The 12,847-nt window shown below is 64.5% G+C and carries 10 protein-coding genes, 1 tRNA gene and 1 pseudogene; 5 read left to right on the forward strand and 7 right to left on the reverse strand.

The window, feature by feature from the left end; all coding sequences use genetic code 11:
- The first annotated feature begins 277 nt into the window (after positions 1 to 277).
- The gene (gene folD / locus HWY30_RS14655) at positions 278 to 1,141 is read left to right on the forward strand and encodes a bifunctional methylenetetrahydrofolate dehydrogenase/methenyltetrahydrofolate cyclohydrolase FolD (RefSeq protein WP_090800818.1); all 864 of its coding nucleotides are present in this window, start codon (positions 278 to 280) and stop codon (positions 1,139 to 1,141) included.
- Positions 1,142 to 1,459: 318 nt separating this feature from the next.
- A complete protein-coding gene (locus HWY30_RS14660) occupies positions 1,460 to 3,565 on the forward strand; it encodes a M3 family metallopeptidase (protein ID WP_090800820.1) in 2,106 nt (701 codons plus the stop codon).
- Between the two features lie 130 nt (positions 3,566 to 3,695).
- On the opposite strand, the gene HWY30_RS14665 is transcribed toward HWY30_RS14660, so the two are convergent.
- Positions 3,696 to 4,997 (reverse strand): amidohydrolase family protein, encoded by a 1,302-nt coding sequence (locus HWY30_RS14665; protein WP_090800822.1) that lies wholly within the window; start codon positions 4,995 to 4,997, stop codon positions 3,696 to 3,698.
- Between the two features lie 163 nt (positions 4,998 to 5,160).
- On the opposite strand from HWY30_RS14665, the gene HWY30_RS14670 reads away from it, so the two are divergent.
- Positions 5,161 to 5,859, forward strand: coding sequence for an aspartate/glutamate racemase family protein (locus tag HWY30_RS14670; protein ID WP_090800823.1), 699 nt, complete (start codon positions 5,161 to 5,163; stop codon positions 5,857 to 5,859).
- A 161-nt stretch (positions 5,860 to 6,020) separates the two neighbouring features.
- Here HWY30_RS14670 and HWY30_RS14675 read toward each other — a convergent pair whose 3' ends face one another.
- Positions 6,021 to 6,311: a contact-dependent growth inhibition system immunity protein gene (locus HWY30_RS14675; RefSeq protein ID WP_090800825.1), complete on the reverse strand. Its 291-nt coding sequence runs from the start codon at positions 6,309 to 6,311 to the stop codon at positions 6,021 to 6,023.
- 7 nt (positions 6,312 to 6,318) lie between these two features.
- Positions 6,319 to 7,155, reverse strand: coding sequence for an RNase A-like domain-containing protein (locus tag HWY30_RS14680; protein ID WP_090805370.1), 837 nt, complete (start codon positions 7,153 to 7,155; stop codon positions 6,319 to 6,321).
- 113 nt (positions 7,156 to 7,268) lie between these two features.
- Here HWY30_RS14680 and HWY30_RS42975 point away from each other — a divergent pair.
- A pseudogene (locus tag HWY30_RS42975) lies at positions 7,269 to 7,364 on the forward strand (aspartate racemase); the annotation flags it as partial.
- Between the two features lie 220 nt (positions 7,365 to 7,584).
- Here the strand turns inward: HWY30_RS42975 and HWY30_RS14685 are convergent.
- Positions 7,585 to 7,661: transfer RNA gene (locus HWY30_RS14685), tRNA-Met, on the reverse strand.
- Positions 7,662 to 8,294: 633 nt separating this feature from the next.
- On the opposite strand from HWY30_RS14685, the gene HWY30_RS42480 reads away from it, so the two are divergent.
- A complete protein-coding gene (locus tag HWY30_RS42480; RefSeq protein ID WP_090800827.1) occupies positions 8,295 to 8,540 on the forward strand; it encodes a GNAT family N-acetyltransferase in 246 nt (81 codons plus the stop codon).
- Positions 8,541 to 8,545: 5 nt separating this feature from the next.
- On the opposite strand, the gene HWY30_RS14695 is transcribed toward HWY30_RS42480, so the two are convergent.
- Genes HWY30_RS14695 through HWY30_RS14705 form a run of 3 tightly spaced genes read right to left on the reverse strand, consistent with a single transcriptional unit; the run spans position 8,546 to position 12,820 of the window.
- Positions 8,546 to 11,731, reverse strand: coding sequence for a multidrug efflux RND transporter permease subunit (locus HWY30_RS14695; protein ID WP_090800829.1), 3,186 nt, complete (start codon positions 11,729 to 11,731; stop codon positions 8,546 to 8,548).
- Positions 11,732 to 11,738: 7 nt separating this feature from the next.
- Positions 11,739 to 12,302 (reverse strand): GNAT family N-acetyltransferase, encoded by a 564-nt coding sequence (locus tag HWY30_RS14700; protein ID WP_090800830.1) that lies wholly within the window; start codon positions 12,300 to 12,302, stop codon positions 11,739 to 11,741.
- Positions 12,299 to 12,820 (reverse strand): GNAT family N-acetyltransferase, encoded by a 522-nt coding sequence (locus HWY30_RS14705; protein ID WP_244144912.1) that lies wholly within the window; start codon positions 12,818 to 12,820, stop codon positions 12,299 to 12,301. The genes HWY30_RS14700 and HWY30_RS14705 overlap by 4 nt, the downstream gene beginning before the upstream one ends.
- Between the last annotated feature and the right edge of the window lie 27 nt (positions 12,821 to 12,847).

Here is a 12,847-nt window from a genome sequence, read left to right on the forward strand (position 1 = left end):
GGCCGCCGCCTCACATCCCGGACGCTCCCACGCGCGCCGCGCGCCCCGAATCCACTGCGAAAGCGCGCCCCCGCGCCGGTATAATGTCGGACTTCGCAGCGGCGCCTTGCCCGAACCGGCAGCGCGCCTGTCGCAGGGCGACGGGGCTCCGTGGCTCCGTCAGCCAGCCGAAGCACGCCGTCGCGCGCCCCTCCGCGCGAGCGCTTCGCCCCGCCTGCCAAACCGTCTGTCCCGACCTGATTCCCGATCCCAATCTCGACCCAACGTTCGACCGACCATGACTGCCAAACTGATCGACGGCCTCGCCCTCTCCAAGACCCTGCGCGCCGACGTCGCGGCGCGCGCCGCCGCCCTGACCGCCCGCGGTCATCAGCCGGGCCTCGCCGTGATTCTGGTCGGCGACAATCCGGCCAGCGAAGTGTATGTGCGCAACAAGGTGAAGGCCTGCCACGACAACGGCCTCGGCTCGTCGTTCGACCGCTATCCGGCCGATCTGCCCGAAGCCGACCTGCTCGCGCGCATCGACGAGCTGAATCGCGATCCGGCCATCCACGGCATTCTCGTGCAGCTGCCGCTGCCGAAGCACATCGACAGCCACAAGGTGATCGAGGCGATCGCGCCCGAGAAGGACGTCGACGGTTTCCACGTCGCCAATGCGGGCGCGCTGATGACGGGTCAGCCGCTGTTCCGTCCGTGCACGCCGTACGGCGTGATGAAGATGTTCGCGGCCTACGGCATCGATCTGAAGGGCGCGAACGCGGTCGTGATCGGCCGCTCGAACATCGTCGGCAAGCCGATGGCGCTGCTGCTGCTCGAAGCGGGCGCGACCGTCACGATCTGCCACAGCAAGACGCGCGATCTGGCCGCGCACACGCGCAACGCCGACGTCGTGGTCGCCGCGACCGGTCTGCGCAACATCCTGACCGCGGACATGGTGAAGCCGGGCGCGACCGTGATCGACGTCGGCATGAATCGCGACGACGCCGGCAAGCTGTGCGGCGACGTCGACTTCGCGGGTGTCAAGGAAGTGGCCGGCCATATCACGCCGGTGCCGGGCGGCGTCGGCCCGATGACGATCACGATGCTGCTCGTCAACACGATCGAAGCGGCCGAGCGCGAGGCGGACGCGGCCAAGGCGTAACCGCTGGGCGGTGAGCGCGAGGCGGAGTGAGGCGACTCATCCGTCTCGTCCACCGGATCATCACCCGCCCTTCTCTCTCGCAGAGCCACCGCCTCCTTACCGCGTCGCCGGATCCCGCGGCCCGCGGCCTGCCCCAACGCGCGCCCAACGCGCCGCAACATCTGTTAATTTGTCAGCCGATGGATTGGAATCGGCGCCCCCCGCCCCAATAATGTCCGTAGCCGGTGCCGCCATGCGCCGGGCGTCGAGCGACCCAGCACGAGACGGCACGCGCGAGCGCCGCACCGCCCCCTTCACCCGCGTCAGACAGGAAGCCTTATGTCCACTACCGCCACGCATCAAGACAACCCGCTCCTCGATTTTTCCGATCTGCCGCGCTTTGGCTCCATCCGACCCGAACACGTGACGCCCGCCCTCGACGTGCTGCTCGCCGACGCGGCGGCCGCCGTCGAGCGTGCCGCGCTGCCGGCCACGCCCGCGTCGTGGGCCGACGTCGTCGAACCGGTCGAGCGCGCCACCGAGCCGCTGTCGCGCGCGTGGAGCGTGATCGGTCATCTCAATGCCGTCGCCGATACGCCCGAGCTACGCGCCGTGTACGGCGAGAACCTGCCGCGCGTGACCGAGTTCTGGTCGAGCGTCGGCCAGAATCTCGCGCTCTACGAGAAGTACAAGGCACTGAACGCCAGCGACGAATTCGCATCGCTGAACGGCGAACGCAAGAAGATCCTCAGCAACGCGCTGCGTGATTTCCGTCTGTCGGGCGCCGAGTTGCCGGAAGACCAGAAGCCGCGTTTCGCCGAATTGCAGGAGCGCCAGGCGGCGCTGTCGAAGGCGTTTTCGGATCACGTGCTCGATGCGACCAACGCGTATGCGTACATCGTCGATGCGGGCAACGAAACGCAACTGGCGGGACTGCCCGAAGACGTGATCGAAGCCGCGAAGGAAGCCGCCGAGCGAGACGGCAAGACTGGCTACAAGTTCACGCTGCACTTCCCGTCTTATTTCCCGGTCATGCAGTACTCGGAAAACCGTTCGATGCGCGAAGCGATGTATCGCGCATACGTGACGCGCGCGTCCGAGCTCGGCGCGCAATACGGCAACGGCAAGACCGAGTGGGACAACACCCAGGTGCTCGCCGACGAACTGAAGCTGCGCGCCGAAGAAGCGCAGATGCTCGGCTACGGCAACTTCGCCGAAGTGTCGCTCGCGCCGAAGATGGCCGAATCGCCGGCGCAGGTAATGGCCTTTCTCGAAGACCTCGCGACGCGCGCGCGTCCGCATGCCGAGCAGGACTGGAAAGAGCTGCGCGAATTTGCCGCGAGCGAACTCGGCATGACCGATCTGCAGCCGTGGGACATGACGTTCGCCGCCGAGCGCCTGCGCCAGAAGCGCTATTCGTTCTCGGAAAACGAAGTGAAGCAGTACTTCCCGGAAGACGCGGTGTTCAAGGGCCTGTTCAAGGTCACCGAGACGCTGTTCGGCGTGCGCATCCGCCGCGACGAAGCGGCCGTCTGGCATCCGGACGTGCGCTTCTTCCGCGTCGAGAATCAGGACGGCGGCCTCGTCGCGCAGTTCTATCTCGACCTGTATGCACGCGAAGGCAAGCGCGGCGGCGCCTGGATGGACGACGCACGCGGCCGTCACAAGCTCGCGCATGGCGCGGTGCAAACGCCGGTCGCGTATCTGACCTGTAATTTCTCGGCGCCGGTCGGCGGCAAGCCCGCCTGCTTCACGCACGACGAAGTGATCACGCTGTTCCATGAGTTCGGCCACGGCTTGCATCACATGCTCACGCGCGTCGATGAGCTCGGCGTGTCGGGCATCAACGGCGTCGAATGGGATGCGGTCGAGCTGCCTTCGCAGTTCATGGAGAACTTCTGCTGGGAGTGGGACGTGCTGTCCGACATGACCTCGCACGTCGATACCGCGAAGCCGCTGCCGCGCGAGCTGTTCGACAAGATGCTCGCCGCGAAGAACTTCCAGAGCGGCCTCGGCACGCTGCGGCAGATCGTGTTCTCGATGTTCGACATGCAACTGCATACCGGCTTCGACGCGAACGGCGCGAAGAGCGCCAACGAACTCGCGCGCGAAATCAACGAACGCTTCCACGTCGTGCCGCAAGCGCCGTTCTCGCGTTGGCCGAATACGTTCAGCCATATTTTCGCGGGTGGTTACGCGGCCGGCTACTACAGCTACAAGTGGGCTGAAGTGCTGTCGGCCGACGCGTACGCGGCGTTCGAGGAAGCCGCGCAAGCCGCGGGCAGCGTGCTCGATCAGTCGACCGGCATGCGTTATCGTCGCGAGATTCTCGAAGTGGGCGGCAGCCGTCCGGCGATGGAATCGTTCAAGGCGTTCCGTGGCCGCGAGCCGAATATCGATGCGCTGCTGCGGCATAACGGCATGGCGCCGGGTGCCGCGCACTGAGCGATTGAAACGTCGCGATGATCGTTCGTTCGGCCTGGATGCGATGGCGCTGAATGAACGATGCCGATAGAAAAACCGGCGGTCTGCTCGCGCAGGCCGCCGGTTTGTCATTGATGCGCGAGATACGTCGCTACGCGCGATGCAGCTTGAAATCGACCTGCTCAGGCCGCCCTTCGAGCGATAACGACACGCTCGCGGCCGGCGCGCGGCCGACCACCCTGCCCCGGCTCACCACCACGAGCCGCGCGGCGCGCAGACGGATCGCCTCGAGCTCGTCGCGCGCATCGAGCACGACGAGATTGGCCGCGCATCCGGGCGCGATGCCATAGTCTTCCAGACCGAGAATGCGCGCCGCGTTCACGGTCACCGCGTCGAAACAGGCGTGCATGCCGTCGACGCTGGTCATCTGCGCAACATGCAGGCCCATCTGCGCGACTTCGAGCATATCGGCCGAACCGAGGCTGTACCACGGGTCCATCACGCAGTCGTGGCCGAACGCGACCGTGATGCCCGAGGCCAGCATCTCCGGCACCCGCGTCATGCCGCGCCGTTTCGGGTACGTGTCGCTGCGGCCTTGCAGCGTGATGTTGATCAGCGGATTCGCGATCGCCGCGACGCCCGACTCGCGAATCAACGGCAGCAGCTTGCTCACGTAGTAGTTGTCCATCGAATGCATCGACGTCAGGTGCGAGCCGGCGACACGTCCGTGCAGGCCGAGCCGGTGCGTTTCGGCCGCGAGCGTTTCGATGTGGCGCGATAGCGGATCGTCCGATTCGTCGCAATGCATATCGACGCGCAGGCCCTTTTCGGCCGCGTACTCGCACAGCATGCGCACCGACTGCGCGCCGTCGGCCATCGTCCGCTCGAAATGCGGAATGCCGCCGACCACGTCGACGCCCATGTCGATCGCGCGCTTCAGATTATCGAACGCGCCGGCGCTGCGCAGCAGACCGTCTTGCGGGAAGGCAACCAATTGCAGATCGAGATACGGCGCGACGCGGCGCTTCACTTCGAGCAATGCCTCGACCGCGAGCAGACGCGGATCGCACACGTCGACGTGGCTGCGGATCGCGAGCAGGCCGCGCGCGACCGCCCAATCGCAATACTGCATCGCGCGTTCGATCAACGCTTGCTGCGTGAGCTCGGGCTTCAGCTCGCCCCATAGCGCGATGCCTTCGAGCAGCGTGCCCGACGCGTTCACGCGCGGCAAACCGTACGACAGCGTCGCGTCCATATGGAAATGCGGGTCGACGAACGGCGGCGTGACGAGCGAACCGGCCGCGTCGATTTCGTCGCGCGCGCTCGCGGCCAGGTTCGGCTCGATGGCGACGATACGGCCCGCGTCGATGCCGATGTCGACTGGGGACTGGTGATGCGGGGACAGCTGGGCGGCACTGCGCGGCAGCGTCGCGTGGCGGATGATCAGATCCATGTTCGCTCCGGTTGATCGCGTTCGGACTCGCTACGATTCTATCGGCGCCAGAAAAATGCGGGCACCGATGCGTACCGGCGCGCAGGCCGAAATCCGTACCGGCTGCGCGCGATGCGAGGCGCCTATACTCGCCGTTTCGGCCATGCATTGACGGAGCGTACAGATGAAAACGATCGGCGTGATCGGCGGAATGAGCTGGGAGTCGTCCACCGAGTATTACCGGCTGCTGAACCGCCACGCGAAGGCGCGGCTCGGCGGCCATCACAACGCGCGCAGTCTTCTGCTGACCGTCGATTTCGCGTCGATCGAGGCGAACCAGCGCGCCGGCGACTGGCACGCGCTCGGCGAACAGATGGCCGACGCCGCGCGCCAGCTCGAACGCGGCGGCGCCGATCTGGTGATTCTTGCGACGAACACGATGCATCGCGTGTGCGAATCGATCGAGCAGGCGATCACGGTACCGTTCCTGCACATCGCCGATCCGACCGGCGCGGCGCTGCGCGCGGCGGGCGTCGAGCGGGTGGGCCTGCTCGGCACGCGCTACACGATGGAGCAGACGTTCTATATGGGCCGGCTGCGCGAGCGCTATGGACTCGACACGCTCGTGCCTGATGAGGACGAACGCGCGGACGTGCACCGCATCATTTACGACGAGCTATGCCACGGTAACGTGGCCGACGCGTCGCGCAAGGTTTATCAACGCGTGATCGAGCATCTGGCCGCGCGTGGCGCGCAGGCGGTGATACTCGGCTGCACCGAGATCACGCTGCTGATCAAGCCGGAAGATTCGGTGCTGCCGGTGTTCGATACCACTGCGTTGCATGCGCAGGCGGCGGTGGAGTGGGCGATCGGGGCGAAGTGAAAATGGGCTCGGGGCTCTGGTTTTGCGCCGGAAGGAAAACAGATTCGTCTCCCTTTGTCGGCGAGAGATGGCGCGAGTCGAAAGCGATAGATCGACACTCATCACGTCCCGTGCATACACATCGGACCGGATGGAACTGTCCGCGCCTTGCAACAAGCCGATTACTCGTTGAGGAGGCGCTGGATCTCGTCAAGAAAAGAAGCGACGGTGTAGCCCCACGGCTCGGGAGAAAATCCGCGCCCATACATCTGATCGAACGCAATGGCCAGATCGTGCGAGTGTTCGGTCCTGAACGAGTCTATTTCCCGAACTAAATTGGCGTAATCGTGAGGACTGTCCTGCTTGTAACACGCGACTATTTCCGGGACGGTTTCTCCGAACAGGTCGAAGTCCTGGCCGAAATACGTTCTCATGAGGTGGTCCATTGCGGGATAGCGCTCTGATGAACTCATTTCTCTCTCATTCAAGGTAGGCGGTGAGGATGTAATAAGGCATGCCGTTGTAGGGTTCGTATTTCAGCGTGACGAAGACGTTGTTCATTCGCGTAAGTTCGCCAGTAACCCGCGTCACTCCATAGCCGATGTCGCCAGAGACGACTTTGGTGACTGTGATCTTTGCGTTTCGAGTTGGGGACTGCACCCACGTCCTGATTCTTACGGCATTGGCCTGCACCGTTTCCGAAATGGCGCGTTCGGCATGCTCAAGGGTTATAAACGAGGATACGATTTTTCGCTTTGGTTCACGTTTCAGCCGCTCCCTGAGCCATGCTTCGTTCTTACCAACATGCTTCTGGAGCGTGTGCCCTCCGAGCCTTGGATTGAGCGCTTTCGCCTCGTGCATTTGCAGATGGATCCGGCCCATCCTAACGCTGGCCGCGCGTGCAGCCTTGATCGAGCCAGCAAAGCCGAACGGCACGGCCATCTCGATAGACAGGCCGATCTGGTCTGCCATGTCAGGGCTGACCCGCATCGCCTCTGCCAGCTTCGCCGTGCCCTGCTGAGTCAAGCTGGCGGTATCGCGCCCTGTCCAGACCTGACGCAGGCCCGCCGCGGCCGTGTCCGAACCATGCGCCCCGAACACTACACACCCGGCCTTGCTTGCCATCGCCGGTTCGGGCAACACGCACAGCGCTGCCGCTCCGGCCATTTCAAGCACCCCGCCGACAACCTGCAAACCGCCCCACAGACGGTTGGAAAGCATTTCGGTGGGGCTAATCGAGTGGCGAGCCAGCACGGCCGACAGCTGCGGGGCGCTCAGCACCACGCGCACGCTGTCTGAATCCTGTTCATATGACATCTGAAACCTACTCCTGGTCGTTGGGACGACCACGCTAACCGTCGGCTTAGACATCGGATATGGGCGATGGATGATTCTTGCGTCACACCGGTCAACGAAGATTCGGATACTGACTCGCGCTCGGCGAACGGATGGCCAACGCCGCGCGCCAACTCGAACGCAGCGGCGCCGATCTCATGATCCTCGCGACGAACACGAGCCGGAAGATTCAGTGCTGCCCGGCTTCGATACCGCCGCGTTGCATGACGAGGCGGCGGTGCAGTGGGCGATTGGAGGAGAGAGACGATGGGATCGAGGCCTCGATCCCGCGCGAATCGTGTTGCATCTATTCACGCGCGCAGCATACGCAGCGAGCGCCACAAGCAAAACGTAGCGCCGAAAGTCAAAAAGCCCGCATGGCTTGCGCGATGCGGGCTTTCAACAATGCTTTGGTTGCGGGGGTAGGATTTGAACCTACGACCTTCGGGTTATGAGCCCGACGAGCTGCCAGACTGCTCCACCCCGCGTCAGAGAAAAAAGAGTATATCGGATCGCTGACACAACGTCAAATGTTGGCGCGAAATACATATCGAGTGCGGTCGAGCAAGCGGCACATTCGCGCGGCGCGATGCGTCGCACGCGCTACGAAACATCGCAACGGCAAGGTGCACACTCCCCGCTCGCGCACGCGATAAGATGCGGGACTACCGCGAATCGGAGCAACTGGCCGGGACTTCATTCATCGAGCCTCGCCCGCGCGAACGCAACAACGCAAGAAGCTATCTTCATCGTTGAGCGGAACTTGATATGACGTATCCACCCGATGCAATTCTTCCTGCGCTGCCCGTGAAAACCTCTTTGCTCAAGTTGCGCAGGCATCGGCACCCATGCACGAGGAATCAACACGGCATTTAAATTCTTCTGCCGCGAGCACGGTCGCCCATGCTCATGCGTATTGCGCCATGAGTCGTCCCTTCGTGCTTCCAATCGATCATCTATTTGCGTAAGCGGGGATACCCGTTCACGCGATACACCATTTCTTTCAACCAAGAGGGTCCATCTTGCTGCGCGCGGTGTGCGGCTTTCCTGCTCGGACGAACGCATCTTCCTGCGGCGGGTGCCGATAGTTGCCACATCAGTGAGACCGCCATGACACTTCTATCTTTGGTCTCGCATCCTTCCAGGCGCGTCATCTCAGGTTCCCGGTATCGCGGCGCTTCGAAGGTCGCGGCTTCGCGCGCGAAGGGTTGAGCAACGCAATCGACCACGTCTTTAGCACGCTGCAACTGCATCGCGTAACGGCGAATTACCGGCCCGACAATCTGCGCAGCGCGCGACTCCTCGAGCGGCTCGGCTTCGAAAACGAAGGCCTCGCGCGTGCGTATCCGAAGATCGACGGCGCGTGAGCCGATCATGTGCTGACATCGCGAATCAACTCGCGCGACTGACGCCGATAGCCATGCAAGCGCCGCAGCGCGCCGCGCGGCCCTTGCTGCGCGACCACCGCCACCGCCTGAAACGCGACCGGCGCAAACACCAGCCCGAGCAAGGTCGCCGTCACGACGCCGCCGAACACGCCCGTACCGATCGACCGGCGGCTTTCCGCACCGCCGCCGCTCGCCACCACCAGCGGCACGACGCCCAGCAGGAACGCCGACGACGTCATCACGATCGGGCGAAATCGCGCGCCCGCCGCGCGTATCACGGCGCGCGTCAGCGGCACGCCGCGTAGGCTCAGGTCGCGCGCGAATTGCACGATCAAAATCGCGTTTTTCGCGGACAAGCCGATCACTGTGATCATCCCAACCTTGAAGTAGACGTCGTTCGGCATGCCGCGCATCAGCATCGCCGCAATGGCGCCGACTACGCCAAGCGGTACGACCATCAACACCGCGAGCGGAATCGTCCAGCTTTCGTATAGCGCGGCCAGCGCCATGAACACCGCCAGCAGCGACAGTCCGAGCAGCAACGGTGTCTGCCGCGCCGCCGCGCGTTCTTCGCGCGCCGCATCGACCCAGTCGAACGCGATGCCCGCAGGCAAGCTCGCCGCGAGCCGCTCCATCGCCTCCATCGCCGCCCCCGAACTGACACCGCTCGCCGCACGGCCGTTCAGATCGAGCGACGGATAGCCGTTGTAGCGCGTCAATGCGACTGGCCCGATGGTCCAGCGGTGCGTCGCAACCGACGACAGCGGCACCATCGCGCCCGACTGGTTCGGCACCGACAACGCCAGCAGATCAGTTTCCGTCATCCGCGTCGACGCATCGCCCGCCACCAGGACGCGGCGCATCCGGCCACCCGCCGGAAAATCGTCGACGTAGTGCGAGCCAAAGGTGCTGCCGAACACGTCCGCAATCCGGTCGAACGATACGCCGAGCGCGTACGCCTTCGCGCGGTCCACGTCGAGTTCGATACGCGGCGCGTCGGGCAGATCCTCGAAATGAATCGACGCCAGCGACGGATCGGCCTTCGCGCGCTCGGCAAGCTGGTCGCGGGCGGCCTTCAACGCGTCGCGGCCCAAGCCGCCGCGATCTTCGAGCCGGAACGTGAAGCCGTCCGAATGCCCGACGCCCGGCACCGACGGCGGCAATTGCGCCTGCACGTTGCCGTCGAGAATCCGGCTGAACGACCGGTTCAACGTGTCGCGCAGCGTCATCGCATCAACGCCGCGCTGGCCCCAGTCTTTCAGCGTGACGAATGACATCGCTACGTTCTGTCCGCTGCCCTCGAAACTCCAGCCGATCACGCTTGTCACGTTCGCCACCGCCGTTTGCATGCGCAAAATCGACTCGGTCGTTTCGACGACGGCGAGCGTGCGCGCCTGCGTCGCGCCGGCCGGCAACTGGATCATCACCTGCAGCTGGCCCTGGTCTTCGACGGGCAGGAAGCCGCCCGGCATCCGCCAGTACAACGCGCCGCACAGCAGCAGCAATACGGCATACACCGCGAGCAGCGGCCCGACCCTGCGCATCGCGGCGGCCGTCATGGCCCGGTAGGCGCGCGACGCGCGATCGAAGCCCTGTTCGAAACGCGTCGAGAGGCGCGCGGCAACGCCACGCAAACCGCGTCGCGCGTCACGCTGACGGACCGATTGCGCAGGCGCGCTCAGCAGGTTCGCACACAACGCGGGCGTCAACGAAAGCGCCATGAAAGACGACACCAGCATCGACGCAATCATCGCGACCGCGAATTGCCGGTAAATCCCACCGACGCCGCCAGGAAAGAACGCCATCGGCACGAACACGGCGGTCAGCACCGCCGTCACGCCGACGATCGCACCGCCGATCTGTTTCATCGCTTTCAATGTCGCGTCGCGCGGCGCCATGCCCTCCTCGTCCATCACGCGATGCACGCTCTCGACCACCACGATCGCGTCGTCGACCAGAATGCCGATCGCCAGCACGAGGCCGAACATCGTGAACACGTTGATCGACAAGCCGAATGCGTACATCGTGACAAACGCACCCATCAGCGTGACCGGAATCACCACTGTCGGCACCAGCGCGTAGCGCAGATCGCGCAGGAACAGCCACATCACGAGAAACACCAGCAAGATCGCCTCGGCCAGCGTGATCAGCACTTCGCGAATCGCAACGCTGACGAAGCGCGCGCTATCGAACGGCACCTGAACCGCGACGCCCGGCGGCAAACGGTTCGCCAGTTCCGCGAGCCGCGCCCGAATCGCGTCCGATGTTTCGAGCGCGTTGCCGCGCGGCCCGAGTTGAATCCCGACCGTCGCCGACGGCTTGCCGTTCAGGCGCGACCAGAACGTATAGTTGTCGCGGCCGATCTCGACCCGCGCGACGTCGGCAAGCCGCACTGCCGAGCCGTCGGGGTGCGCTTTCAGCACGATCTGGCCGAATTCCTCCGGCGACAGCAACTGCCCTTTGACGTTCACCGACGCGCTCAGCTGCTGGCCGTCCACCAGCGGCGCGTCGCCGAGTGTGCCTGCCGCGACGCTCGCGTTTTGCGCGGCAATCGCGGCGTTGACGTCGGACGCGGCGAGGCCGAATTCGCGCAGCTTCATCGGATCGAGCCAGACGCGCAACGCTTCGTCGGCGTCCCACAGTTGCGCGGAACCGACGCCCGGCGCGCGCTTCAGTTCGCGCATGATGTCGCGGCTGAGGATGTCGCTCAGTTGCGCGGAATCGCGCGTGCCATCGGTGGATGTCAGCGCGACCAGCATCAGGAACGTGTTGGCGGCCTTGAAAACGCTGATACCCTGCTGCACCACCTGTTGCGGCAAACGCGGCTCGACCTGCTTGAGCCGGTTCTGCACGTCCATCATCGCGATATCGGGGTTGGTGCCGGGCGCGAAGGTCGCCGCGATTTCAAGGTTGCCGAGGCCATCGCTGGCGGTTTCGTAGTAAAGCATCCCGTCGGCACCGTCGAGACTTTCTTCGATGATGCTGCCAACGTTCGCATCCACGGCTTCCGTCGATGCACCCGGATAGACGGCGTCGATCACGATACGCGGCGGCGCGAGTCGTGGATATTGCGCGACCGGCAGTTGCGTCAACGCGAGCGCACCCGCGATGCTTACCGCAAGCGCCAGAATCCACGCAAAGACCGGTCGGTCGATAAAAAAGGCGGCCAAGGCATGCTCACGCGTGTGGGTTCGGTGCGAGCGCGACCGGCGAAGCGAACACCGGCGCATCGGCGAAACGGGCCATATGGAATGCATCGACCAGCTTGCCGTCGCGCATCGCGAACGCTGGCGAGCGGCCTTCCTCGACGAAACCGAAGCGCTGGTACAGAGCGATCGCGCGGTGGTTGTCGACGAACACGGTCAACTCCAGCCGACGCAGGCCGAGCAGCGTATCCGCGCACTCGACGGCCGCCGCGAGCAGCGCCGTGCCGACGCCGCGCCCGACGTAATCGTCATGCACGGCGATACCGATTCCCGCGCAATGCGCCATCCGGTGCATGCGCGGCAACACGTCGATCATCCCGACCACGCGACCGCCCGCCTCCGCGCACAGTCCGAGCGTGTTCGCGGGCATTTTTTCGAGCCAGCTCCCGACCGTCGCGTTCGAGCGATACGGCGTCTGCAACGTGCCATGCCGCGCGCCGGGGCAGTTCATCAACGAAGTGATCGCGTCGAGGTCGGACACTTCGCGGGCGCGGATAATCACATGCGCCGTGTCGGGTTTCAACGAGACGTTCATACGGCCGCCTCGATTTCCGCTTGCAGATGACCCATCGGCGCGCGTAAGCGGCCCATGAACACCGAGTCGATCAGCATGCCGTCGCGCAGCACGGCGCCGCGAAAGGTCGCTTCGTGCGAAAAACCGAACTTGCGATACAGCGCAATCGCGCGATGGTTATCGGCGAACACGTTCAGCTCGAGACGGCGCAGCCCGTACCAGTTGTCGGCGGCATCGATCAGTTCGGCCATCAGCCGCGTGCCGACGCCCTTGCCCTGCCAGTCGTCGTGCACGCTGATACCCAGCCAGCCGCTATGCGCGCGACGCAGCGTGCCCGGATGCAGATCGGCCGAGCCGACCAGCGTATCGCCCACCAACGCTGCAATCGCCATCGACGGCGCCGCGAGCTTCGCGAGCCAGCCTTGAGTCTGCTGCAAGGTCGGATATGGACGCATCGGGTTCTGGCGCATCACACCGGGGCATGAACGCAGCGCGTGCAATTGCGCGGCGTCGTCCGGATCCAGCGGCCTGATGCTCATCTCGACCGGTTCGGCCCCGAACCGTGT

The organism is Paraburkholderia tuberum STM678 (assembly GCF_902833905.1).
In the GTDB taxonomy this organism is placed as follows: domain Bacteria; phylum Pseudomonadota; class Gammaproteobacteria; order Burkholderiales; family Burkholderiaceae; genus Paraburkholderia; species Paraburkholderia tuberum.